The sequence below is a fragment of the Streptomyces sp. XM83C genome (genome assembly GCF_023072675.1).
Lineage (GTDB): Bacteria > Actinomycetota > Actinomycetes > Streptomycetales > Streptomycetaceae > Streptomyces > Streptomyces thermocoprophilus.
The window spans coordinates 1-24,036 of record NZ_JALLGL010000023.1; the positions used below are offsets into that span (position 1 = coordinate 1).

The window sequence follows — 24,036 nt, forward strand, 5'->3', positions numbered from 1 at the left end:
ATCTCGGGGCGGGGCACGGGCGGGGGCGGGCAGGCGCCGGAGGTCTCCTTGGCGCGGACGGCGCGGGTGATCCAGGCGCGGTCCAGGACGCGGCGTTCGTCGGCCTCGGCGACGAGGTCCTCGGACTGGTTGTAGTCGCCGTCGGCGGCCTGGACGGCCCACAGGTGGACGGCGACGCCGTGTTCCTTGGCGGCCATCATGCCGGGCAGCAGGTCGCCGTCGCCGGTGACGAGGACGATGTCGGAGCAGGCGCGGTTGCGGGCCAGTTCGGTCAGCTCGGCGTGCATGGCGGCGTCGACGCCCTTCTGTGCCCAGCGGCCGTCGCTGCGGGTGAGGGCGCCGAGGCGGACGGTGACCCGGGGCATGACGCGCAGCCTGCGGTGTTCGGGCTGAGGGACGCGGTCGGGGGCGCCGTCGAACCAGTAGATGCGCAGCAGGGGCTGCTGGGTGTCCGATTCGGCGCGTTCGCGCAGGCCCTGGATGAGGGCGGTGTGGTCGACGGTGATCCGGGACCGGGAGGGTTCTCCGGCGAGGAGAGAGGCGGCGGCCCCCAGCAGATACCCGGCGTCCACCAGGACGATGCAGCGGTCCACGCGATCCACCCTCTTTCCGGGAGGTTTGGCTTCCGGCTCGCTTCGAGTCTGCCCGACCGCGCGGAGGTTAACGGCCGGAACTCGATCTTCGGCGTGGCGTTTCGGTGCGGTGGCCGCCGACCACCCCTGTCACACAGGGTAATTGTCCGACATGCGGCTTGTGTCGGCCTATGTGAATCTGGTCGCGGCCCTGGCCCCCAGATCCCCCACAGGAGGCATTCCCATGGCCAAGAACAAGAACCGTGACCGCAAGCAGCCCCAGTCCCGGCGCGCCTCGGGCCCCGGCGAGCAGACGATGACGATCGAGCCGCCCGCCGAGCAGCACAGCGCACCGGGTTCGCCGACGGAGATGGCGCGCAAGGGCCGGCAGAAGCGCTTCGGTCACAACTGACCTCTGCGTGAGGGGCCGTTGCGGCCCAGGCACACACGAGGGGCGCTCCCCGATGCGGGAGCGCCCCTCGCGTACGTGGCTCACGTGGCCGGTTCCGGCGGGGTTCAGCCGGCCAGGCAGGACGGGCCGAGCAGCACCTTGAGGTCGCCGAAGAGGGCCGGGTCGGGCTTGACCCGGTGGCGGTCCAGCCGCAGCACGGTCGTCTTGGTGGGGCCCTGGAGCTTGATCCGTACCTCGCTGTCGCCCTTGTGGTGGCTGAGGATCTCGCCGAGGCGGCTGACCATCGGCGGGGTCACCTTCACCGCGGGGATGGTGAGCACGACGGGCGCGTTGGTGCCGGCGGCGGACAGGTCGGGGACCATCAGCTCCATCGCGACCAGTCGCGGCACGTCCTCCCGCTTGTCGAGGCGGCCCTTGACGAAGACGACGGCGTCCTCGACGAGTTGGGTGGAGACGAGCTGGTAGGTGGCCGGGAAGAACATGCACTCGATGGAGCCCGCGAGGTCCTCCACGGTGGCGATGGCCCAGGCGTTGCCCTGCTTGGTCATCTTGCGCTGAAGGCCGGAGATGATGCCGCCGATGGTGACGACGGCGCCGTCGGCGTGCTCGCCGCCGGTGAGCTGGGCGATGCCCGCGTCGGCCTTGTCGGCGAGGACGTGCTCCAGGCCGAAGAGCGGGTGGTCGGAGACGTACAGGCCGAGCATCTCCCGCTCCTGGGCGAGGAGATACGTCTTGTCCCATTCGTCGGTGGAGAACTCGACGTCGAGGCCGAAGCCGGGTTCGTCGCTGGTCTCCTCGCCCATGCCGCCGAAGAGGTCGAACTGGCCCTCGGCCTCCTTGCGCTTGACCGCGACCACGTTGTCGATCATCGGTTCGTACTGCGCCATGAGGCCCTTGCGGGTGTGGCCCATGGAGTCGAACGCGCCGGCCTTGATCAGGGATTCCGTGGTGCGCTTGTTGCAGACGACGGCCTCGACCTTGTCGAGGTAGTCCGGGAAGGACGTGTACTTCCCCTTGGCCTTGCGGGTCTTGATGATCGACTCGACGACGTTGGTGCCGACGTTGCGGACGGCGGAGAGGCCGAAGAGGATCACGTCGTCGCCCTGGGCGGCGAAGTTCGACTCGGACTCGTTGACGTTCGGCGGGAGGACGCGGATGCCCATGCGGCGGCACTCGTTGAGGTAGACCGCGGACTTGTCCTTGTCGTCCTTGACCGAGGTCAGCAGCGCGGCCATGTACTCGGCGGGGTGGTTGGCCTTGAGGTAGGCCGTCCAGTACGACACCAGGCCGTACGCGGCGGAGTGCGCCTTGTTGAAGGCGTAGCCGGCGAACGGGACCAGCACGTCCCACAGGGCCTGGATGGCCTCGTCGCTGTAGCCGTTCTTGCGGGCGCCGGCCTGGAAGATGACGAAGTTCTTCTCCAGTTCCTCCGGCTTCTTCTTGCCCATCACGCGGCGGAGGATGTCGGCCTCGCCGAGCGAGTAGCCGGCGATGATCTGGGCGGCCTTCTGCACCTGCTCCTGGTAGACGATCAGGCCGTAGGTGACGTCGAGGACCTCCTTGAGCGGCTCCTCCAGCTCGGGGTGGATCGGCGTGATCTCCTGCTGGCCGTTCTTGCGCAGCGCGTAGTTGGTGTGGGAGTTCATGCCCATCGGGCCCGGCCGGTACAGGGCCGAGACGGCGGAGATGTCCTCGAAGTTGTCGGGCTTCATCAGCCGCAGCAGCGAGCGCATGGGGCCGCCGTCGAACTGGAACACGCCGAGGGTGTCGCCGCGCTGGAGCAGTTCGAAGGTCTTGGGGTCGTCGAGCGGGAGGGCCAGGAGGTCGATGTCGATCCCCTTGTTGGCCTTCACCATCTTGACGGCGTCGTCCATGATCGTGAGGTTGCGCAGGCCCAGGAAGTCCATCTTCAGCAGGCCGAGCGACTCACAGCTCGGGTAGTCCCACTGGGTGATGGTGACGCCGTCGGTGTGCCTGACCCAGACCGGGACGTGCTCGGTGATGGTCTCGCTGGACATGATCACGCCGGCGGCGTGCACGCCCATCTGCCGGACCAGGCCCTCCACGCCGCGCGCGGTGTCGATGACCTTCTTCACGTCCGGCTCGTTCTCGTACATCGCGCGGACCTCGCCGGCCTCCGAGTAGCGGGGGTGGCTGGGGTCGGTGATGCCGGAGAGGGGGATGCCCTTGCCGAGGACGTCGGCGGGCATGGCCTTGGTGATGCGGTCGCCCATCGCGTACGGGTAGCCCAGCACGCGCGCGGAGTCCTTGATCGCGTTCTTGGCCTTGATGGTGCCGTAGGTGCCGATCATGGCGACCTTGTCGGCGCCGTACTTCTCGGTGACGTACCGGATGACCTCGACGCGCCGGCGCTCGTCGAAGTCGATGTCGACGTCGGGCATGGAGATGCGCTCGGGGTTGAGGAACCGCTCGAAGATCAGGCCGTGCGGGATGGGGTCGAGGTCGGTGATGCCGAGCGCGTACGCCACGATGGAGCCCGCCGCGGAGCCTCGGCCGGGGCCGACGGCGATGCCCTGCCGCTTGGCCCACATGATGAAGTCGGCGACGACGAGGAAGTAGCCCGGGAACCCCATCTGGATGATGACGTCCATCTCGTACTCGGCCTGCTTCTGGCGGTCCTCGGGGATGCCGTCCGGGTAGCGGCGCTCCATGCCGCGCCGGACCTCCTCCTGGAACCAGGTGACCTCGGTGTAGCCCTCGGGGATGTCGAACTTGGGCATGAGGTCGCGCTTTTCGAACATGCCCCGGGTGTCGACCATCTCGGCGACGAGGAGGGTGTTGGCGCAGCCCTCCTGCCAGGCGTCCGAGGAGTCGATGGCGTACATCTCCTCGGTCGACTTCAGGTAGTAGCCGGTGCCGTCGAACTTGAAGCGGTCGGGGTCGGAGAGGTTCTTGCCGGTCTGGATGCACAGCAGGGCGTCGTGGGCGGCGGCCTCGTGCGCGTACGTGTAGTGCGAGTCGTTGGTGACCAGCGGGGGGATGCCGAGCTTCTTGCCGATCTCCAGCAGGCCGTCGCGGACGCGGCGCTCGATCTCGATGCCGTGGTCCATCAGCTCCAGGAAGTAGCGGTCCTTGCCGAAGATGTCCTGGTAGTCGGCGGCGGCCTTGAGCGCCTCGTCGAAGTGGCCGAGGCGCAGCCGGGTCTGCACCTCGCCGGAGGGGCAGCCGGTGGAGGCGACGATGCCCTCGGACCACTGGGCGATGGTCTCCTTGTCCATCCGGGGCCACTTCTGCAGCCAGCCCTCGGCGTAGGCGTCGGAGGAGAGCCGGAAGAGGTTGTGCAGGCCGGTCTTGTTCACCGCCCACATCGTCTTGTGGGTGTAACCGCCGGACCCGGAGACGTCGTCGCGCTTCTGGTGCGGCTGGCCCCAGAGGATCTTGCGCTTGTTGCGCCGCGACTCGGGGGCGACATAGGCCTCGATCCCGATGATCGGGGTGATTCCGACCTTCTTCGCGGAGTGGAAGAAGTCGTACGCACCGTGGAGGTTGCCGTGGTCGGACATGGCGATGTGCGTCATGCCCATCTCGTTGCAGGCGTTGAACATGTCCTTCAGCCGCGCGGCACCGTCCAGCAGCGAGTACTGGGTGTGGACGTGCAGGTGCGTGAACGGCGGCTTCGACACGGGGCGGCCTCCATAGGAAACACTCGTCGGCGGGTGGGGGGACGGTTGTGGGGTCAGCGTCGAAGTCTATGCCCGGCCCCTGACAGCCGGGGCGAGGACCGCGGCCCGAACCGTCCGGTCGGGGGTGCCCGGCCGGACACCGGGGGGCGCCGGGCCGAACACAGGGCGGGCACTCGCGCGTACCTTCATGCGTTGACCCCGGCAGAGACACTGCCGTACTTGCACTGCACCGGGAGGCACTCCGCGATGTCGGTTCCCCAGCTCAGCGACGAGCAGCGCGGCGAGGAGATCCTCGCCGTCTTCGACACCGCCTTCGGCGAGCTCCTGGCCGCCGACCCGGCAGCGTTCCGGGTGAAGTTCCGCAAGATGGCGGCCTCGGCGTTCGCCTTCTACCGGGGCACGGCGTGCCTCTTCTACCACGACCTGGACTCCGCCGCGCGCGGGCGTGAGCCCTATCTCGACGAGCGCACCTCCCGGGTGTGGATCCACGGCGATCTGCATGCGGAGAACTTCGGCACGTACATGGACTCCACGGGCCGTCTGATCTTCAACGTCAACGACTTCGACGAGGCCTACGTCGGCCCGTTCACCTGGGACCTGAAGCGTTTCGCGGCGTCGGTCGCCCTGATCGGGTACGCGAAGGCGCTCTCCGACGAGCAGATCACCGAGCTGGTGGGGATCTACGCGGGCGCGTACCGCGAGCGGATCCACGCGCTGGCCACGGGCGCCAAGGACGACGAGGTGCCGCCGTTCACGCTGGACACCGCGCAGGGCCCGCTGCTGGACGCGTTGCGCGACGCGCGTTCGCTGACCCGTTTCGGGCTGCTGGAGACGATGACGGAGATCCGGGACTTCGAGCGCCGGTTCGCGCCGGGCGGCGGCGCGGTCGAGCTGGACGCGGCCACCCGGTACAAGGTGCTGGCGGCCTTCGACGGCTATCTGGAGACGCTGCCGGAGACCTCGCTGGCCCGCCCGGACTCGTACCGGGTGAAGGACGTCGTGGGCCGCCGCGGCATAGGCATAGGCTCGGCGGGCCTGCCGTCGTACAACATCCTGCTGGAGGGCCACAGCGACGCCCTGGAGAACGATGTGGTGATCTACATCAAGCAGGCCCAGACCCCGGCCGTCTCCCGGCACGTGACCGACCCGGCGATCCGGGAGTACTTCCGGCACGAGGGGCACCGCACGGTGATCTCCCAGCGTGCCCTCCAGGCGCACGCGGACCCGTGGCTGGGCTGGACCGAGCTGGACGGCGCGGGCCAGCTGGTCGCCGAGGTGTCGCCGTACGCGGTGGACCTGGACTGGGGCGACATCGACGACGTGGAGGAGATCGCGCAGGTCGTCGCCGACCTGGGGCGGGCGACCGCGGCGATGCACGCGGCGGCGGACGACACCTCGGGCGAGTCGCTGGTGCCGTTCTCCACCGAGCGGGCCATCGACGCGGCGATCGCGGCCGACGAAGAGGGTTTCGCTCCGCTTCTGGTGGATTTCGCGCACTCGTACGGGGCACGCGCGCGTGCCGACCACCAGATCTTCGTGGACCTGTTCCGCAACGGACGCATTCCGGGTCTGTGACGATCCGCGGTCTCACAGCAACCTTTTAGGGGTCTCTTACGGCCGCGCATGACACACTCTCCTATCGCTATGGACATATCCGGGACCCCTCTGAGAGCACTGCGCGCGGCGCTGTTCACGGCTCTGGTCGTGACACTCGGCACCGCGTCGCACGTGCTGCTGTCCCGGGTCCCGCTGCCGCTGAACACGGTCGCCGCGGTCGCGGCGGGGGTCTTCGTCCTCGCGTACGCCCTCGCGGGCCGCGAGCGGGGCTTCGGCCGGATCGCGGCGGTGCTGGTCCCGGTGGAGCTGACGGCCGACACGGTCCTCACCACCGGCCAGCACGTCTGCTACGGCCCGGCGGGCGGCCCCGTCACCGGCCCGCTGCACTCGGTCGGCTGGAACGTGCTGTGCGGTGACGGCACCGGTGTCGGCACCCCGCTGACCCGGCTGACCGGCACCGGCGCCGCCCCCGCCGGCGGCACCGACGCGGCGGCCCTCCTGGCGCAGGCGGGACCGGCCACCGCCTGGCTGCTGCTCGCCGCGCATGTGAGCGTCGGCCTGATCGCCGCCGCCTGGCTGTGGCGGGGTGAGCGTGCCCTGGCCCGGCTGGTGCGGGCGGCGGGCGTCTCGGCGTTCCGGCCGCTGCTGCTGGCCGTCGCCTCCGTGACCGTACGGCCCGCCCGGCAGCCCCGCCGCCTGCCGCGGCCCGTCCGCCGTACGGCCGCCTTCCGCGGCGCCCTTCTCGCGCACTCCCCGGGACGGCGCGGACCGCCCCGCTCGGCCGTCTTCGCCTGACCCGCGCGCGTGCCGTACGCGCGTGTGCGGGCACCGCTGAGCACCAGCAGTCCCCCTTACGTATTTCGCACACCACGTGTGCGCGTCCCCATGGAGAACACCGACATGAGCAAGCGGAACAGCCAGGCGGCCAAGACGGCGGCTCGCGAGCGGCTGCGGGCCGAGCGCGAGCGGCAGGCCAAGCGCGCGAAGATCAAGCGGCAGATCATCGTGGCATGTTCGGTCGTGGGCGTCCTGGCGGTGGCCGGCGGCATCGGCTACCTGGTCGTCCAGGCGAACAAGCCCGGCTACTGGGAGGCCGCGAAGGACGACAAGCTCGTCAAGCCGGCCAACACCACCGGCGAGAACGGCACCACGGTCGTCATCGGCAAGGACACCGCCAAGAAGACGCTGGTGATGTACGAGGACCCGCGCTGCCCGGTCTGCGCCGCGTTCGAGCAGACCGTCGGCCCGACGGTGAAGAAGGACCTCGACGCCGGCAAGTTCAAGATCCAGTTCGTGGGCGCCACCTTCCTCGACGGCAACCTGACCGGCGAGGGCTCGAAGAACGCCCTCAGCGCGCTGGGCGCGGCGCTGAACGTCAGCCCCGAGGCGTTCCTGGAGTACAAGGCGGCGCTGTACTCGGCGAAGTGGCACCCCGACGAGACGACCGACAAGTTCAAGAGCGACGACTACCTGATCGAGGTCGCGGACACGGTCGGCGCGCTGAAGAACAACACGAAGTTCCAGGACGCCGTGAAGAACGGCACGTTCGACAAGTGGGCGCTGGAGATGTCCGAGACCTTCGACAAGAGCGGTGTCGGGGGTACGCCCACGCTGATGATGGACGGCAAGAAGCTGACCGGTTCGGACGGCAAGAACGCGCCGATGTCGGTGGAGGAGTACACCAAGGCACTGGACTCGGCTCTGAAGTCCTGAGCGGGCGGGTCGCGGACGGGTCGGCAAAAACCGCGCGAACTTTCGGAGTTGGTCTCCACCCGGCCTGTACCGATCAGTAGCCTGATCGGCCGTGACCAGTCGATACACATCACCCGCATCTCAGGGAGCGACCACCTCCTCCCTGCCGCCCCGCCGCCGTACGGTCGTCAAGGCCGCGGCGGCGGGCGCTGTTCTGGCCGGACCGCTCACGGCCGCGGTCCCGGCCCGCGCGGCCGGACAGGCGCCGGCCTTTGTGCACGGTGTCGCCTCCGGCGACCCGCTGCCCGACGGCATATTGCTGTGGACCCGGGTGACGCCCACCCCCGACGCGGTGCCCGGCTCGGGGGCCGGGCCCGACACGCCCGTCGAGTGGGTCGTCGCCCGTGACAGGTCCCTGACGGACGTGGTGGCCCGGGGGACCGTCACGGCGACGGCGGCCTCCGACCACACCGTGAAGGCCGATGTGCGCGGCCTCGCCCCGGCCACGGAGTACTTCTTCCGCTTCTCGGCGGGCGGCACCGACTCCCCCGTCGGCCGCACCCGCACCGCGCCCGCGAGCGACGCGTCCGTGGCGAACCTCCGCTTCGGTGTGGTCTCCTGCGCCAACTGGGAGGCCGGGTATTTCGCGCCGTACCGGCATCTGGCGGCGCGCGGCGACCTGGACGCCTGGCTGCATCTCGGGGACTACATCTACGAGTACAAGTCGGGCGAGTACACGGCGGGCGGGACGGTGGTCCGGCCGCACGAGCCGGCGCACGAGATCGTCACCCTCGCCGACTACCGCACCCGGCACGGGAAGTACAAGACCGACCCGGATCTGCAGGCGCTGCACGCGGTCGCGCCGGTCGTCGCGATCTGGGACGACCACGAGTTCGCCGACAACGCCTGGTCCGGCGGGGCGGAGAACCACACCGAGGGCGCCGAGGGCACCTGGGCGGCCCGTCAGGCCGCGGCGAAGCAGGCGTACTTCGAGTGGATGCCGGTGCGTCCGGCGATCGCGGGGACGACGTACCGGCGGCTGCGCTTCGGCAAGCTGGCCGATCTGTCGCTGCTGGACCTGCGGTCCTTCCGTTCCCGGCAGGCGTCGACGGGCAGCGGTTCGGTGGACGACCCGGAGCGCACGCTCACCGGACGGGCGCAGCTGGACTGGCTGAAGGCCGGGCTGAGCGCGTCGGACACGACGTGGCGGCTGGTGGGCAACTCGGTGATGATGGCGCCGTTCGCGATCGGCTCGCTCTCCGCCGATCTGCTGCGCCCGCTGGCGAAGCTGCTCGGTCTGCCGCAGGAGGGTCTGGCTCTCAACACCGACCAGTGGGACGGCTACACCGACGACCGGCGTGAGCTGCTGGCGCATCTGCGCTCCCACGCGATCCGCAACACGGTGTTCCTGACCGGGGACATCCACATGGCGTGGGCGAACGACGTGCCGGTGGACGCGGGGACGTATCCGCTGTCCGCCTCGGCGGCGACGGAGTTCGTGGTGACGTCGATGACGTCGGACAACCTGAACGACTATGTGAAGACGCCGGAGGGCGTGGTGTCGGCGGTCGCGGCGCCGCTGATCCGCGCCGCGAACCGACACGTGCACTGGGTGGACACCGACCGCCACGGCTTCGGCGTGCTGGACATCACGGCCGAGCGGGCGCAGATGGACTACTACGTCCTGTCGGACCGCAGGAAGCGGGACGCGACGGCGTCCTGGGCGCGTTCGTACCGCACGCGCAGCGGCACGCAGAAGGTGGAGCGGACGTACGACCCGGTGTGACGGCCGGCGTACACGCCACGAGAGCCGTGAGGGTCGGTTTTCGGCCATCGCGACAGCTTGATTGAAGGGCTGACTTCTTCTCACGCCCTGACGCGGGAGGTGTGAACCGCGGTCGAATCCGGACACACCTCCCGCCCTCATACAGGGGTATCCCTACGACCTGATCTGGCCAGATAGCCGCTCTTCCGACGTGGTCATGTCCACGTAATCTCCGGGCGTCGGCCAGGAAGAACCCTGGTCCGGCTTCTCCCCACAGCCTCCACCAGGAGACAACATGCGTGCGCTTGCCCGGATTTCTCCTCTCATGCGCAGACGCCTCATCGGCGCGGCCGTCGTGGCCGGAACCCTGATGCTCTCCCCCCTCTCGGCACCCACCACCGTCGCCGCGGCCGACAACCCCGCCGACACGAAGTGCGCCGACTCCGCCCCCGCCAACGCCCGCGTGGCCCGCCCGGGATCCGGCAACCACGCCGCCGACCCCAACGAGCTGACCGACGCCCAGGCCAAGGCCATCGACGCCGACCTGCGGAAGAAGGTGTCGCAGCTGCGCGCCACCGGCCGCAGCTCGGCCGCGCTGGCCGCCACCACCACCATCCCGGTGTACTTCCACGTCATCCACAAGGGCTCGACCGGCAAGCTCAGCGCCTCCGCCATCAACGCCCAGATGAGCGTGCTGAACGCGGCCTACTCCGGCCAGGGCACCGGCAACGTCGACACCGGCTTCCGCTTCACGCTGGCCGGCACCGACTACACCGACAACTCCAGCTGGTACAACGTCTCCGACGGCTCCTCCGCCGAGCGGGCGATGAAGAAGGCCCTGCGCAAGGGCGGCGCCAACGCCCTGAACATCTACACCGCCAACCTCGGCGGCGGGCTGCTCGGCTGGGCCACCTTCCCCAGCTCCTACAAGTCCAGCCCGACCATGGACGGCGTGGTCATCCTCAACTCGTCCCTGCCGGGCGGCTCCGCCACCAACTACAACCAGGGCGACACCGCCACCCACGAGGTGGGCCACTGGCTGGGCCTGTACCACACCTTCCAGGGCGGCTGCAGCGGCAACGGCGACTACGTCTCCGACACCCCGGCCGAGTCGAGCCCCGCCTACGAGTGCCCGACGGGCCGGGACACCTGCACCAGCACGGGAGTCGACCCGATCCACAACTTCATGGACTACACGTACGACTCCTGCATGTACCAGTTCACCTCGGGCCAGGTGACGCGCATGCAGCAGAGCTGGACCGCCTACCGCGGCTGAGTCCTTCGCCCTACAGGCCGCTGAGGAAGCCGAGCGCCACCCGCCAGGTGGCCTCGGCCGCCTCCGCGTCCCAGTCGGGCAGGCCGGGGTCGGTGTAGAGGTGGCCGGCCCCGGCGTACCGGTACACCTCGACGTCGGCGCCCGCACGGCCCATCTGCAGATACCAGGCGCTCAGCCAGTCGTCCGTCTCGAACGGGTCCGGCTCCGCCACATGCAGCTGCACCGGCAGCTCGTCCACGTGCGCGTTCGGCGCCAGATCGGACGTGCCGTGCAGAAGCAGCAGACCGCGCGCCTTCTCGTCACCGAGGGCCAGGGTCTGCGCGATGGACGCGCCGAGCGAGAACCCGGCGTAGACCAGGCCGCGCTCCGAGTACGGCGCGGCGGCCAGCACGGCCCGCTTCAGCAGCTCGTCCTTGCCGATCTCCTCCTTGTGCGCCATGCCCTCCTCGACCGTGTCGAACGTCCTGCCGTCGAAGAGGTCCGGCGTCCACACCTCGTGCCCGGCCCCCCGCAGCCGGTCGGCGGCGTCGCGCACCGCGGGGCGCAGTCCATAGGTCGAGTGGAAGAGCATGATGTTCATGGACCCATGGTGCCGTACCCGCCGCGTCCGATAACTCACATGTTCGTCCCCCGGGCCCGGCGGTTAGGTTCGGTGGCATGGAGAATCTGCTCCGCCCGCTGATCGTCGTCGGCGGCTCGGTCGTCCTCACCCTCGCCCTGGGCTGGGCCACGGACCAGCTGCTGCGCAAGGCCGACGCCCGCAGTCCGCACACCCCGCTGTGGGGGCTGCTGCGGCGCGCCCGCGTCCCGTACCAGCTGGTCCTGTGCACCGCGCTGCTCCGGGGCTCCTACGTGCAGGCCGGTGTGCTGCCCCGACACCGGACCGGTGTCGGGCAGACGCTGACCCTGGTGCTGATCGGCTCCGCCGCCTGGCTGGTGATCCGGATCGCGGCGGCGGTCGTCGAGACCTCCTACAGCCGCTACGCCAACGCCCGTATGCACAGCGACCCGGCCCGCGTGCGCCGGGTGCGCACCCAGGTGACGCTGATCATGCGGGTGGTGTCGGCGGTCGTCGGCGTGGTCGCCGTCGCCTCGATGCTGCTGACGTTCCCCGCGATGCGCGCCGCCGGCGCCTCCCTGCTCGCCTCGGCCGGCATCCTCGGCATCGTCGCCGGTGTGGCCGCCCAGTCGACGCTGAGCAACATGTTCGCCGGGTTGCAGATCGCGTTCGGGGACATGGTCCGCATCGGGGACACCGTCGTGGTGGACGGCGAGTGGGGCACCGTCGAGGAGATCACGCTGACCTTCCTCACCGTGCGGACCTGGGACGAACGCCGGATCACCATGCCGGTGTCGTACTTCACCTCGAAGCCGTTCGAGAACTGGTCGCGCGGCACCCCGCAGATGACCGGCACCGTCTTCTGGCATCTGGACCACTCCGCGCCCATCGAGGCGATGCGCGAACAACTGCGCGACATCCTGCGCGCCTGCCCCGCCTGGGACGGCCGCAACTGCACCCTGGCCGTCACCGACTCCACGCCCAACACCATCGAGGTACGCGCCCTGGTGACGGCGAAGGACGCCGACGACATCTGGACGGTACGGGTCACCGTGCGCGAGCAGATGATCCGCTGGCTGTGCGAGCAGCACCCGTACGCGCTGCCCCGCGTCAACACCGCGGACGCGGCCCTGCCGCCCGGTGTGCCGCCCGCCCGCACGGCACCGGACGGCCCGGTGCGCGCGACGCCGGACGCCCCGGACCGCAGCGCCCCGGAGCCCCGCGCCCGGCGCGCCCACGGGACGCCGCGCGGCGGGCGGCCGTGAGCGGCGCTCGGATCAGTGGCCGCGCTCGGCGCCGCCGTTGACCTGGATGATCTGCGAGGTGATGTGCCCGGCGCCCGGCGAGGCCAGCCAATGCAGGGTGGCCGCCACATCGCCGGGCGTGCCGGCGCGGCCGGTGGAGGTCTCGGCGATGCGCTGGGCGCGCCGCTCCTCGGTCATGGCGTCGCCGAAGAACTCGGTGTCCTCGACGTAGCCGGGAGCGACCACGTTCACCGTGACGCCCCTCGGGCCGAGCTGCCGGGCCAGGTCGTGGGCGTACGGGTGCAGGGCAGCCTTCGCGGCGGCGTACGCCCCGCTGCCCGAGCCGCGGTAGGCCGCGATGGAGCTGATGAACAGGACCCGGCCCCCGGGGTCGGCGAGCCGGTTCTTCAGCGCCTCGGTGAGCAGCACCGCGGTGAGGGTGTTGGTACGGAAGTTCAGCGTCCAGTCGTGGGCGACGGTGTCGAGGGGGTCGTCGCTCGGGCTCGGCGGCTCCAGATACCCGGCGCCGCCCGCGCTGTGGATCAGCACATCGACGGTGCCCAGCTCCTCGGCGACGAACCGGGCCACGCCCCGTACGTCGTCCGGTGCCGACAGGTCGGCGGCGTAGGTGAGCGCGCCGGGCACCCCGGCCTTCCGGAGGACCTCCGCGCGCCGGCCGAGCAGCAGCACCTGGTCGCCGTCGGCCGCGAAGACCCGCGCCGCGGCGAGTCCGATCCCCGTACCACCACCACTGATCACCACGTTGCGAGCCATGATCCGCATCCTAGGTCCGCGGCGCGGTACAGCGCGGGAAATCGTCCCCGCCCGGTTTCCGGGGTCCTCCGGGCTCAGCGCAGGCTGCGCACGTCCAGGTGGCGCAGTACCCGGTCGACCACCTCGGGGTCGGCTCCCGGCTCGCTGCGCGCGGACAGCACCTCGTGCCGTGCGGCGCTGAGCAGTTCGCTCTGGATCCGCCGCAGCCGGTGCAGGCGCTGCATCCGCTTCTCGTGGGCCTCCAGGCGTTCCTCGTCGCCGAGGTCCGGGTTGATGCGCACCCCGATCTCCACGGCGCGGCGCAGCAACTGCTCGGTCAGCTCGTCCGGCAGTTCCTCGGTCTCCTCGATCTCCTTCAGGCGCCGCTTGGCGGCCTTGGCGGCGCGGAGCGCCAGCTCGCGCTCGAAGGCCTTCTCCCGCTCGCTGTCCGACTCCACGCCGAGTCGGCGCACCAGCGTCGTCAGGGTCAGCCCTTGCAGCAGCAGCGTCGCCATGATCACGCCGAAGGCGATGAAGACGATCTCGTCGCGGTCGGGGAAGGGGCCGCCCTCGTCGGTGGTGAGCGGGACGGCCAGCGCCAGGGCCACCGACGCCACGCCGCGCATCCCCGACCACCACATGATCACGGTCTCGCGCCAGCTCATCGGGACTTCCTCGGTGAAGTCGCGGCGCGCGTGCAGCCGTTTGGTCAGCCAGGTCGCCGGCAGCAGCCACGCCAGCCGGACGACGACCACCGTGCCGACGACGGCGCCGGCCCAGCCGAGCATCTCGGCCCAGCGTCCCTCGGCGGTGCGGACGGCGTTGTGCAGTTCCAGGCCGATCAGCCCGAACGCGACGCCGGTGACGAGGGTGTCGACGATGTCCCAGAAGGTGTGCCCGGCGAGCCGGGTCATGACGTCGTCGGCGTCGATGGCGTACTCGGCGAGGAACATCGCCGTGACCAGCACGGCGAGCACCCCGGAGCCGTGCAGCTCCTCGCTGAGGACGTACGAGGCGTACGGCACGAGCAGGGTCAGGCCGATCTGAAGGGTGGGGTCGTCGAGCAGGTCGAGCAGTTTGCTCGCGCCCCAGCCGAGGGCGAGGCCGAGGCCCGTCGCGACGACCGCGGACAGCAGGAAGTCGAGCCCGGCCTCCCAGGCCGAGAAGTGGCCGCTGGCGACGGCGGCGATGGCCACGTTGTACAGCACGATGGCCGTGACGTCGTTGAACAGGCCCTCGCCCTCCAGGATGGAGACGAGCCGGCGCGGCAGCCCGAGTTTCCCGGCGACGGCGGTCGCCGCGACCGGGTCGGGCGGCGCGACCAGCGCGCCGAGCGCGACGGCCGCGGCGACGGGCAGCCCCGGCACGATCTCGTGCGCCACGGCCGCCACGCACGCCGTGGTGACCAGCACCAGGGCCACGGCGAGCAGCAGGATCGGCCGCACGTTGGCCGCGAACTGCCGCCAGGAGGTGCGCCGGACCGCCGCGTACAGCAGCGGGGGCAGCAGCAGCGGCAGGATCAGCTCGGGCGGGATGTCGACGTTCGGCACGAACGGCAGCAGCGCGAGGACGATGCCGAGCAGTGTCATCAGCACCGGCGGGGGCAGCCGCAGCCGGTCCCCGACCGGGACGCTCACCACGGCCCCGAGCAACAGCACGAACAGCAGGGCCAGCTGGTCCACGGTCAGCGCTCCGGAGGGTCGACGGTCCGACGGGCAGGGCTCCAGCCTGCCACGGCCCTGATCGCGCCGTGGGGTGCGACCCGGCGCCTACAGGGCGCGCCGCATGCCGCGGTGCGGGATGCCCGCTTCCTGGTACTCCTCGCCGTACGGGCTGTAGCCCAGCCGCTCGTAGAAGCCGAGGGCGTGGGTCTGCGCGTGCAGGTCGACGGCGGTGAGGCCGCGGTCGCGTGCCGCGTCCTCGATGGCCCGCACGAGGGCGGCGCCTACGCCCAGGCCGCGCGCCTCACGGGACACGGCGAGGCGGCCGAGGGAGCCGACGGCGGGGTCGCCGGTGCCCTGGGCGAGCGCGGCCTGCCCCGTGAGCAGCCGGCCGGTGCCGAGGGCGACGCCGTCCTCGTCGACGGCGAGCACATGGACCGCGCCGGCGTCGTGCTCGTCGTACTCGATCTCCTCCGGGACGCCCTGCTCGGCGACGAAGACCTGCTTGCGCAGCGCGAAGCACAGCTCACGGTCGGCGGGGTCCTCGGCCACGCGCACCGTGTACGCGCGCCGGGTCATCCGTAGGTCTCCTCGCGCACCTGGTCCAGGGCCTTCTTCAGGTCCTCGGGGTAGTCGCTGGTGAACTCGACCCATTCGCCGCTGCCGGGGTGCTCGAAGCCGAGCCGTACGGCGTGCAGCCACTGGCGGGTGATGCGCAGCCGCTTGGCGAGGGTCGGGTCGGCGCCGTAGGTGAGGTCGCCGACGCAGGGGTGGCGGTGGGCGGCCATGTGGACGCGGATCTGGTGGGTGCGGCCCGTCTCCAGCTTCACGTCGAGCAGGGACGCGGCGCGGAAGGCCTCGATGAGGTCGTAGTGCGTCACGGAGGGCTTGCCGTCCGCGGTGACCGCCCATTTGTAGTCGTGGTTGGGGTGGCGGCCGATGGGCGCGTCGATGGTGCCGCTCGTCGGGTCGGGGTGGCCCTGGACCAGGGTGTGGTAGCGCTTGTCGACCGTGCGCTCCTTGAACTGGCGCTTCAGCGAGGTGTACGCGTACTCCGACTTGGCCACCACCATCAGGCCGGACGTGCCGACGTCGAGGCGGTGCACGATGCCCTGGCGCTCGGCGGCGCCGGACGTGGAGATGCGGTAGCCGGCGGCGGCGAGTCCGCCGATGACGGTCGGGCCGGTCCAGCCGGGGCTGGGGTGGGCGGCGACACCGACCGGCTTGACGATCACGACCACGTCCTCGTCGTCGTGCACGATCTCCATGCCCTCGACCGGTTCCGCGACGACCTGCACCGGGGCGGGCGCCTGCGGCATCTCGACCTCCAGCCAGGCCCCGCCGCGCACCCGCTCGGACTTGCCGACCGCCGTGCCGTCGACCAGCACCTTGCCCGCCGCGGCCAGCTCCGCGGCCTTGGTGCGGGAGAAGCCGAACATGCGGGAGATGGCGGCGTCGACGCGCTCGCCCTCCAGGCCGTCGGGCACGGGCAGGGTACGGATCTCGGGAATCGTGCTCACCCGTCGAGTATGCCGGACGGGCCGCACACGCCCGAACGGGCCTGTGGAAAACCCGGCGTCCCGGTGGGTGCGGGGCTCGCGTCTGAGGCCCGGGCTTGCGCCTGACGTCCGCTCGACGCCGTACGGCGCCCGGACCGCGTGCCCCGGTGGCGCACGGCGTTCGCGTTCGGCCCTCGCCGGGGCGTTCAGTCCTTGTGGACGGTGCCGTCCGGGTCGAGGCCCCGGAACGACAGCAGCACGATCAGGATGCCGCCGCACACGATCGCCGAGTCGGCCAGGTTGAACACGGCGAAGTGCTTGGGCGCGATGAAGTCCACGACCTCGCCCTTGAAGACGCCCGGCGAGCGGAAGATCCGGTCGGTGAGGTTGCCGAGCGCCCCGCCGAGCAGCAGGCCCAGCGCGATCGCCCAGGGCAGGCTGTACAGCTTGCGCGCCAGCCGGATGATCACCACGATCACCGCCGCCGCGATCACCGTGAAGATGATCGTGAACGCCTGCCCGAAGCCGAAGGCGGCGCCCGGGTTGCGCAGCGCGTTCAGCTCCAGCCAGTCCCCGATGAGCTGGATCGGTTCACGGTGTTCCAGCCGCGCCACCACCAGCATCTTGCTGGCGAGGTCGATGGCGTAGGCGAAGGCGGCCACCACGAACAGCACGGCGATCCGCCGCCTGCCGCGCGGCCGCTCGGCCGCCGCGCCCTGTTCACCCGCTCCGGCCGCCTCCGCGCCGCTGCCACCAGGGGTGTCCGGCGTACCGATGATGCGCTCCGCCTCTGCCACGTGAGTCCTTCAACCTAGGTGCCTGACTGGTGACGAGGGTACGGCACGCCCCGGCACGCCCACCTGCTCAGTACCGGCGTTCCTGCTTCTGCTTGCACTCCACGCACAGGGTGGCCCGTGGGAAGGCCTGCATCCTGGCCTTGCCGATGGGATTGCCGCAGTTCTCGCACAGCCCGTAGGCGCCCTCGTCCAGCCTCTCCAGGGCGCGCTCGGTCTGCTCCAGCATCTCGCGCGCGTTGGCGGCGAGCGCCAGCTCGTGCTCGCGGGTGATGTTCTTCGTGCCGGTGTCGGCCTGGTCGTCACCGGCGCCGTCGCCGGAGTCGCGCATCAGCCCGACCAGCGACGCCTCCGACGAGCTGATCTCGTCCCGCAGCCGTACCGCCTCGGCCTGCAGACCGGCCCGGGCCTCCTCGACCTCCTGCGGGGTCCAGGGGTCCTCACCGGGGCGCACCGCCAGCTCGCCGGGCTCCGCCGCGGCGAGGCGTGCCTTGGGCACGGCGGTGGTGGCCGCCGTGGCCGTGCCAGGAGTCTTCTTCGCAACCACCGTCGTGGCTCCCGTCTGCTCCGCGGCCTGGGCCGCACCCACTGTGTCGTCCGTGCCCTGTGCGCCGGCGCCCCGCCCGGCGCCGTTCTTCTCCGCCGATGCCTTCCCGCCGGAGCCGCCCGTGACGCGGCCGGACGCGGCGCGCTTCGCCGAGGGACGTTTCCCGGCGGCGTGCTGCGCGGCGGCGCCCTCGTCCGGCGGGGCGGGCGGCGCCTTTTTCGCGGCCGTCTTCTTTGCGGCGGTCTTCTTCGCGGCCGTCTTCTTCGCGGCGGTCTTCTTCGCCGCCGTCTTCGTCGCGGCCGTCTTCTTCACCGCTGCCTTCTCGGCGGCGGCTTCCCCCGCCGGGGCCTGTTCGGCGGCTGCCTTCTTCGCGGCTGCTGCCTTCTTCGTCGCGGCCTTCTTCGTCGCGCTCTTCTTCGTCGCGGCCTTCTTCGTCGCGCTCTTCTTCGTCGCGGCCTTCTTCGTCGCGGCCTTCTTGGCCGCCGTCTTCTTCGCCGGGACCTTCCCCGTGGTGGTGTTCTCGGCCTGGGCGACCCCCGGGACCTTCTCCACGGCCGCCTCGGAGGCCTTCTTCCCCGCGGCCTTCTTGGCGGCGGCCTTCTTCACCGCCGCCTTCTCCGCAGCGCTCTTCCTCACGGCCGCCGTCGTCGCAGCCGTACCGCCCTCCCCCGCCTCCGTGGCCCGCACCGCTTTCACCGTCTTCACGGGCTTCGCCGCCCGCGCCGCCGCGCCCGCCCGCGTGGTCTTCTTCGCGCCGTCACCCCGGGCGCCCTCGGCCGCACCACCGCCGGCGGCGGCACCGGCCCCTGCGGAACGGCCGGACGCCGACTGCTGTACGGCGGTTTTCCTCACCACCATGGCCGCGGCCCCTTCACATATTGTGATCTTGCTCGCGAATCGTGCTGGGACGATAAATCGACTCGAGTCCCGCGGCAACGGGGCACACCGCCCGATTCGCCCGCCTCGCGCACGACACGCGCCGAGCCTGCAACCGTTGTGCCCAGCTCCCCGCCGGGTATGCCGCCCGGCCGCCCCTCCACAGAACAGAAACCGCGCACCGGACCATTCGGGGCATCCCGCGCCGAGACCGGCAGCCCCTCCCCCGGCGCCGGAAAACCGGTCCACCGCTGTCCGTGCGGCGCCGTACACTGGGCGGAGCGAAAAGCGTGGATGGGGACGAGTAGCGGCGTACGCAGCCCAGAGCGACCCGGGGACGGTGTGAGCCCGGGGGCGAGCGCGACGTGAAGATCACCCCGGAGCCGCCGGAAGAAAGCCGCGGGGCCCAGCACCCCCGGTGAGTAGAACCGGCATCGCGACCCCAATGAGGGGGCTCACCGGCGTGCACGCCCTGTGCACGGCACACCGGAGAGCCAAGGAGGGTGGTACCGCGGGAGCGCGCCGGACCGAACGGCGCACGACACAGCTCTCGTCCCTCCGACGGAAGGCAGCAAGTCCGCCGGAGGAAGATCGCTGATGACGACAGCGCCGACGTATCGCCAGGTGCCCGCCCAGGTCGACCTGCCCGCGCTCGAGCACGCGGTGCTCGAGTTCTGGCGCGAGCAGAAGATCTTTGCCAAGAGCCTGCAGCAGTCCGAGGGCCGCCCCGAGTGGGTGTTCTACGAGGGCCCGCCCACCGCCAACGGCATGCCGGGCGCCCACCACATCGAGGCGCGCGTCTTCAAGGACGTCTTCCCCCGGTTCCGCACCATGCGCGGCTACCACGTGGCCCGCAAGGCCGGCTGGGACTGCCACGGCCTCCCCGTGGAGCTCGCCGTGGAGAAGGAGCTGGGCTTCTCCGGCAAGCAGGACATCGAGGCGTACGGCATCGCCGAGTTCAACGCCAAGTGCCGCGAGTCCGTGACCCGGCACACCGACGCCTTCACCGAGCTGACGACCCGCATGGGCTACTGGGTCGACCTCGACGACGCCTACCGGACCATGGACCCCGAGTACGTGGACTCCGTGTGGTGGTCGCTGAAGGAGATCTTCAACAAGGGCCTCCTCGTCCAGGACCACCGCGTGGCGCCCTGGTGCCCGCGCTGCGGCACCGGCCTGTCCGACCACGAGCTGGCGCAGGGCTACGAGACGGTCGTCGACCCGTCCGTGTACGTCCGCTTCCCGCTGACCTCCGGCCCGCTCGCCGATGAGGCCGCCCTGCTGGTGTGGACGACCACACCGTGGACGCTGGTCTCCAACACGGCCGTCGCCGCCCACCCCGAGGTCACCTACGTCGTCGCGACCAACGGCGAGGAGAAGCTCGTCGTCGCCGAACCGCTGCTCGCCAAGGCGCTCGGCGAGGGCTGGGAGGCCACGGGGCAGACCTTCACCGGCGCCGAGATGGAGCGCTGGACCTACCGGCGGCCGTTCGAGCTGGTGGAGTTCCCGGCCGAGGCGCACTACGTGGTCAACGCCGAGTACGTCACGACCGAGGACGGCACGGGTCTGGTCCACCAGTCCCCCGCCTTCGGTGAGGACGACCTCAAGGTGTGCCGCTCCTACGGCCTGCCCGTGGTCAACCCGGTCCGCCCCGACGGCACCTTCGAGGAGGACGTCCCGCTCGTCGGCGGCGTCTTCTTCAAGAAGGCCGACGAGAAGCTCACCGAGGACCTCGGCGCGCGCGGCCTGCTCTTCAAGCACGTGCCGTACGAGCACAGCTACCCGCACTGCTGGCGCTGCCACACCGCGCTCCTCTACTACGCGCAGCCGTCCTGGTACATCCGCACCACGGCCATCAAGGACGCCCTGCTGCGGGAGAACGAGAAGACCAACTGGTTCCCCGACACGGTCAAGCACGGCCGGTACGGCGACTGGCTGAACAACAACATCGACTGGGCGCTGTCCCGCAACCGCTACTGGGGCACCCCGCTGCCGATCTGGCGCTGCGAGGAGGGCCACCTCACCTGCGTCGGCTCCCGCGCCGAGCTGACCGAGCTGACCGGCACCGACCAGACCGGCCTCGACCCGCACCGCCCGTACATCGACGACGTCACCTTCACCTGCACCCACGACGGCTGCACCCTGGAGGCCGTGCGCGTGCCGGAGGTCATCGACGCCTGGTACGACTCCGGCTCCATGCCGTTCGCGCAGTGGGGCTACCCGTACAAGAACAAGGAACTGTTCGAGACCCGCTACCCGGCGCAGTTCATCTGCGAGGCCATCGACCAGACCCGCGGCTGGTTCTACACGCTGATGGCCGTCGGCACGCTCGTCTTCGACAAGTCGTCGTACGAGAACGTCGTCTGCCTCGGCCACATCCTCGCCGAGGACGGCCGGAAGATGTCCAAGCACCTCGGCAACATCCTCCAACCGATCCCGCTCATGGACCAGCACGGCGCCGACGCCGTCCGCTGGTTCATGGCGGCCGGCGGCTCCCCGTGGGCGGCCCGCCGCGTCGGCCACGGCACCATCCAGGAGGTCGTCCGCAAGACGCTCCTCACCTACTGGAACACCGTCGCCTTCCAGGCCCTGTACGCCCGCACCTCCGCGTGGGCGCCCAGCGCCGCCGACCCGGCGCCCGCCGAGCGCCCGCTGCTGGACCGCTGGCTGCTCAGCGAGCTGCACGCGCTCACCGACCAGGTGACGCGGGCACTGGAGGCGTACGACACACAGCGCGCCGGCAAGCTGCTGTCCGCGTTCGTCGACGACCTGTCGAACTGGTACGTGCGCCGCTCGCGCCGCCGGTTCTGGCAGGGCGACAAGGCCGCGCTGCGCACCCTGCACGAGGTGCTGGAGACCGTCACCAAGCTGATGGCGCCGATCACCCCGTTCATCACCGAACGGGTGTGGCAGGACCTGATCGTCCCCGTCTCCCCGGGCGCGCCCGAATCCGTGCACCTGGCGTCCTGGCCGGAGGCCGACCTCGACGCGATCGACCCGGAGCTGTCGAAGCAGATGGTGCTCGTGCGCCGGCTGGTCGAGCTGGGCCGCGCCACGCGCGCGGAGTCCGGCGTCAAGACGCGCCAGCCGCTGAAGCGGGCGCTGATCGCGGCGGCCGGATTCGACACGCTCGACGCCGAACTGCACACGCAGATCACGGAAGAGCTGAACGTGGAGGCGCTGGCTTCGCTGGCCGAGGTCGGCGGCAGCCTGGTCGACACCACCGCGAAGGCCAACTTCCGTGCCCTGGGCAAGCGGTTCGGCAAGCGCGTCCAGGACGTGGCCAAGGCCATCGCGGGCGCCGACGCCGCCGCGCTCTCCCTCGCGCTGCGCGAGGGCCGGGCGACGGTCGACGTCGACGGCGAGACCATCGAGCTGACGCCCGACGAGGTGATCATCACCGAGACGCCGCGCGAGGGCTGGTCGGTGGCCTCCGACTCCGGCGCGACCGTCGCGCTCGACCTGGAGATCACCGAGGAGCTGCGCCGGGCCGGCCTGGCCCGTGACGCGATCCGCCTCATCCAGGAGGCCCGCAAGAACAGCGGCCTGGACGTGGCCGACCGGATCGCGCTGCGCTGGACCGCGGGCGACCAGGCGACGGTCGCCGCGCTCACCGAGCACGGCGCCCTGATCGCCGACGAGGTGCTGGCGACGGACTTCGCGCAGGGCGACGGCGAGGAAGGCTACGGCGAGCCGTTCACCGACGAGGGCCTGTCGCTCACCTTCCGGCTCCGGAAGGCCTGACGCCCGGCCGCGCACCCACGACAGGGCCCGGTCTCCCTTCGGGGAGGCCGGGCCCTCGTGTCTTCCACCGTGCACGGCCCGGCCGTTGGGCTTCCTACGAAGGATGGCGGGCCCCTCGTGCGGCCGAGCGGGAACCCCGCGCGGACGTCCCACACGAAGATCCCACACGGAGATCGCTCACGGACAACCCACACGGAGATCCCACACAGAAGATCCGCCGACGACCGGACTCAACCCGCGTAAAACAGGGCGGGGCCCCCGGACCGAAGTCCGGGGGCCCCGCCCTGTGCTGCTGCCGACGCCTACGGCGTACTACGCACCGCTCGCGATGCTCAGTTGTCGTCCTCGTCGATGAGGAAGCCACGCATCGGGGACGGCGCCTGACCCATCGGGGACGGACCCTGCGGGCGGACCGGTGCCATCGGCTGGGTCATCGCCGGGCTCATCTGCTGCTGGCCGCCGTAGGACGGGGCAGAGGGAGTCGGCGAACCGCCCATGGACTGGTTGCCGCCGTAGGACGGGCTGCTCGCGCCGGCCGGAGCCATCGAGGGCGCCGGGGACGGCGGGAGGGAGGCCGTCGCCGGGGTGCGCGGCGGGGCGAGGGAGTCGTCCGCCTGGGTCTCCAGCTGACGCAGCTGCGACTCCAGGTACGACTTCAGCCGCGTGCGGTACTCGCGTTCGAAGCCGCGCAGGTCCTCGACCTTGCGCTCCAGCGTGGCGCGCGCGGACTCCAGGGAGCCCATGGCGACACGGTGCTTCTCCTGCGCGTCCCGCTCCAGCGCGTCGGCCTTGGCGCGGGCGTCGCGCTCCAGACCCTCGGCGCGCGAACGGGCCTCGCCCACGATCTTGTTGGCCTCGGAGCGGGCCTCGGCGATCGCCTGGTCGGCGGTCTGCTGGGCCAGCGAGAGGACACGGGCGGCGCTGTCGCCACCGGGGCCCTGACCGGGGCCGCCCATCGGCCCGCCCATGGGGCCGCCCATCGGACCGCCCATCTGCTGCATGGGGGGCTGGCCCATCGGGCCGGGACCCTGACCCATCGGGCCGGGACCCTGCGGACCCTGACCGCCGGGGCCGGCGGGCAGCTGCGGGGCACCGCTCGGCAGCTGGGGCGGGCCACCCATGGGGCCGCCCATCTGCTGCTGCGGCGGGCCCGATATCCCGGCGGGCACCGGAGCGCCGGGACCTCGCATGCCCTGCTGCTGCTGATCCTGAGGCTCCGGAGGCTTGCGCATGTTCTGCTGGTTCTGCGCAGCGGCACGGGTGGCCGCGGCCAGCTTGGCGCGCAGGTCCTCGTTCTCGCGGAGCAGGCGCGTCAGTTCGGCTTCGACCTCGTCGAGGAAGGCATCGACCTCGTCCTCGTCATAGCCTTCTCGGAGGCGGACGGTCGTGAACTGCTTGTTCCGCACGTCCTCGGGGGTCAACGGCATCTCTTCACCTCAAC

At 71.0% G+C, this 24,036-nt stretch carries 18 protein-coding genes; 8 read left to right on the top strand and 10 right to left on the bottom strand.

Features of this window, described 5'->3' with window-relative positions; translation table 11 throughout:
* Positions 1 to 602 (bottom strand): NYN domain-containing protein (locus MTQ10_RS04845; RefSeq protein ID WP_247462584.1); only part of this gene is annotated, 602 nt, incomplete at its 3' end.
* 214 nt (positions 603 to 816) lie between these two features.
* On the opposite strand from MTQ10_RS04845, the gene MTQ10_RS04850 reads away from it, so the two are divergent.
* On the top strand, positions 817 to 984 hold the full coding sequence (locus MTQ10_RS04850) for a hypothetical protein (RefSeq protein WP_247462586.1): 168 nt from the start codon (positions 817 to 819) through the stop codon (positions 982 to 984).
* Positions 985 to 1,088: 104 nt separating this feature from the next.
* On the opposite strand, the gene dnaE is transcribed toward MTQ10_RS04850, so the two are convergent.
* The gene (gene dnaE / locus MTQ10_RS04855; protein ID WP_247462588.1) at positions 1,089 to 4,628 is read right to left on the bottom strand and encodes a DNA polymerase III subunit alpha; all 3,540 of its coding nucleotides are present in this window, start codon (positions 4,626 to 4,628) and stop codon (positions 1,089 to 1,091) included.
* Positions 4,629 to 4,874: 246 nt separating this feature from the next.
* On the opposite strand from dnaE, the gene MTQ10_RS04860 reads away from it, so the two are divergent.
* The 5 genes from MTQ10_RS04860 to MTQ10_RS04880 all read left to right on the top strand — a co-directional run bounded on the left by MTQ10_RS04860 (position 4,875) and on the right by MTQ10_RS04880 (position 10,918).
* Positions 4,875 to 6,203 (top strand): DUF2252 domain-containing protein, encoded by a 1,329-nt coding sequence (locus tag MTQ10_RS04860; RefSeq protein WP_247462590.1) that lies wholly within the window; start codon positions 4,875 to 4,877, stop codon positions 6,201 to 6,203.
* Positions 6,204 to 6,272: 69 nt separating this feature from the next.
* Entirely contained in the window at positions 6,273 to 6,980 is a 708-nt protein-coding gene (locus MTQ10_RS04865) for a hypothetical protein (RefSeq protein ID WP_247462593.1), read from the top strand.
* 105 nt (positions 6,981 to 7,085) lie between these two features.
* Positions 7,086 to 7,898: a DsbA family protein gene (locus MTQ10_RS04870; RefSeq protein ID WP_247462595.1), complete on the top strand. Its 813-nt coding sequence runs from the start codon at positions 7,086 to 7,088 to the stop codon at positions 7,896 to 7,898.
* Positions 7,899 to 7,989: 91 nt separating this feature from the next.
* Positions 7,990 to 9,663 (top strand): alkaline phosphatase D family protein, encoded by a 1,674-nt coding sequence (locus MTQ10_RS04875; RefSeq protein ID WP_247462597.1) that lies wholly within the window; start codon positions 7,990 to 7,992, stop codon positions 9,661 to 9,663.
* Positions 9,664 to 9,967: 304 nt separating this feature from the next.
* Positions 9,968 to 10,918 (top strand): zinc metalloprotease, encoded by a 951-nt coding sequence (locus tag MTQ10_RS04880; RefSeq protein WP_247462599.1) that lies wholly within the window; start codon positions 9,968 to 9,970, stop codon positions 10,916 to 10,918.
* A gap of 10 nt (positions 10,919 to 10,928) precedes the next feature.
* On the opposite strand, the gene MTQ10_RS04885 is transcribed toward MTQ10_RS04880, so the two are convergent.
* Positions 10,929 to 11,498 (bottom strand): dienelactone hydrolase family protein, encoded by a 570-nt coding sequence (locus MTQ10_RS04885; RefSeq protein ID WP_247462602.1) that lies wholly within the window; start codon positions 11,496 to 11,498, stop codon positions 10,929 to 10,931.
* Between the two features lie 77 nt (positions 11,499 to 11,575).
* On the opposite strand from MTQ10_RS04885, the gene MTQ10_RS04890 reads away from it, so the two are divergent.
* Positions 11,576 to 12,742 carry a mechanosensitive ion channel family protein gene (locus MTQ10_RS04890; protein ID WP_247462604.1) on the top strand — a complete coding sequence of 389 codons (1,167 nt, stop codon included), beginning with the start codon at positions 11,576 to 11,578 and terminating at the stop codon, positions 12,740 to 12,742.
* Between the two features lie 12 nt (positions 12,743 to 12,754).
* On the opposite strand, the gene MTQ10_RS04895 is transcribed toward MTQ10_RS04890, so the two are convergent.
* The 6 genes from MTQ10_RS04895 to MTQ10_RS04920 form a co-directional block, all read right to left on the bottom strand.
* Positions 12,755 to 13,495, bottom strand: coding sequence for an SDR family NAD(P)-dependent oxidoreductase (locus MTQ10_RS04895; RefSeq protein WP_247462606.1), 741 nt, complete (start codon positions 13,493 to 13,495; stop codon positions 12,755 to 12,757).
* A gap of 74 nt (positions 13,496 to 13,569) precedes the next feature.
* Positions 13,570 to 15,156 carry a Na+/H+ antiporter gene (locus MTQ10_RS04900; RefSeq protein ID WP_247462609.1) on the bottom strand — a complete coding sequence of 529 codons (1,587 nt, stop codon included), beginning with the start codon at positions 15,154 to 15,156 and terminating at the stop codon, positions 13,570 to 13,572.
* A gap of 87 nt (positions 15,157 to 15,243) precedes the next feature.
* Positions 15,244 to 15,714 carry a GNAT family N-acetyltransferase gene (locus MTQ10_RS04905; RefSeq protein WP_247462611.1) on the bottom strand — a complete coding sequence of 157 codons (471 nt, stop codon included), beginning with the start codon at positions 15,712 to 15,714 and terminating at the stop codon, positions 15,244 to 15,246.
* Positions 15,711 to 16,655: an RluA family pseudouridine synthase gene (locus tag MTQ10_RS04910; protein ID WP_247462613.1), complete on the bottom strand. Its 945-nt coding sequence runs from the start codon at positions 16,653 to 16,655 to the stop codon at positions 15,711 to 15,713. Before MTQ10_RS04910 ends, MTQ10_RS04905 begins: the two co-directional genes overlap by 4 nt.
* 185 nt (positions 16,656 to 16,840) lie before the next feature.
* Positions 16,841 to 17,431 carry a signal peptidase II gene (gene lspA / locus MTQ10_RS04915; RefSeq protein ID WP_247462615.1) on the bottom strand — a complete coding sequence of 197 codons (591 nt, stop codon included), beginning with the start codon at positions 17,429 to 17,431 and terminating at the stop codon, positions 16,841 to 16,843.
* Positions 17,432 to 17,498: 67 nt separating this feature from the next.
* Positions 17,499 to 18,833: a TraR/DksA family transcriptional regulator gene (locus MTQ10_RS04920; RefSeq protein ID WP_247462617.1), complete on the bottom strand. Its 1,335-nt coding sequence runs from the start codon at positions 18,831 to 18,833 to the stop codon at positions 17,499 to 17,501.
* Between the two features lie 615 nt (positions 18,834 to 19,448).
* Between MTQ10_RS04920 and ileS the strand changes: the two genes are divergently transcribed.
* Positions 19,449 to 22,595, top strand: a complete 3,147-nt coding sequence (gene ileS / locus MTQ10_RS04925) for an isoleucine--tRNA ligase (RefSeq protein ID WP_247462619.1) — start codon at positions 19,449 to 19,451, stop codon at positions 22,593 to 22,595.
* A 332-nt stretch (positions 22,596 to 22,927) separates the two neighbouring features.
* Here ileS and MTQ10_RS04930 read toward each other — a convergent pair whose 3' ends face one another.
* Positions 22,928 to 24,022, bottom strand: coding sequence for a DivIVA domain-containing protein (locus MTQ10_RS04930; protein WP_247462622.1), 1,095 nt, complete (start codon positions 24,020 to 24,022; stop codon positions 22,928 to 22,930).
* Between the last annotated feature and the right edge of the window lie 14 nt (positions 24,023 to 24,036).

Excerpts from the sequence above, each read along its gene's own strand:
- ileS (WP_247462619.1), top strand. The coding sequence starts at position 19,449 with ATGACGACAGCGCCGACGTATCGCCAGGTGCCCGCCCAGGTCGACCTG.
- MTQ10_RS04860 (WP_247462590.1), top strand. The coding sequence starts at position 4,875 with ATGTCGGTTCCCCAGCTCAGCGACGAGCAGCGCGGCGAGGAGATCCTC.
- MTQ10_RS04905 (WP_247462611.1), bottom strand. The coding sequence starts at position 15,714 with ATGACCCGGCGCGCGTACACGGTGCGCGTGGCCGAGGACCCCGCCGAC.
- MTQ10_RS04865 (WP_247462593.1), top strand. The coding sequence starts at position 6,273 with ATGGACATATCCGGGACCCCTCTGAGAGCACTGCGCGCGGCGCTGTTC.
- MTQ10_RS04850 (WP_247462586.1), top strand. The coding sequence starts at position 817 with ATGGCCAAGAACAAGAACCGTGACCGCAAGCAGCCCCAGTCCCGGCGC.
- MTQ10_RS04920 (WP_247462617.1), bottom strand. The coding sequence starts at position 18,833 with ATGGTGGTGAGGAAAACCGCCGTACAGCAGTCGGCGTCCGGCCGTTCC.
- MTQ10_RS04870 (WP_247462595.1), top strand. The coding sequence starts at position 7,086 with ATGAGCAAGCGGAACAGCCAGGCGGCCAAGACGGCGGCTCGCGAGCGG.
- MTQ10_RS04890 (WP_247462604.1), top strand. The coding sequence starts at position 11,576 with ATGGAGAATCTGCTCCGCCCGCTGATCGTCGTCGGCGGCTCGGTCGTC.
- MTQ10_RS04930 (WP_247462622.1), bottom strand. The coding sequence starts at position 24,022 with ATGCCGTTGACCCCCGAGGACGTGCGGAACAAGCAGTTCACGACCGTC.
- MTQ10_RS04885 (WP_247462602.1), bottom strand. The coding sequence starts at position 11,498 with ATGAACATCATGCTCTTCCACTCGACCTATGGACTGCGCCCCGCGGTG.
- MTQ10_RS04895 (WP_247462606.1), bottom strand. The coding sequence starts at position 13,495 with ATGGCTCGCAACGTGGTGATCAGTGGTGGTGGTACGGGGATCGGACTC.
- MTQ10_RS04880 (WP_247462599.1), top strand. The coding sequence starts at position 9,968 with ATGCGCAGACGCCTCATCGGCGCGGCCGTCGTGGCCGGAACCCTGATG.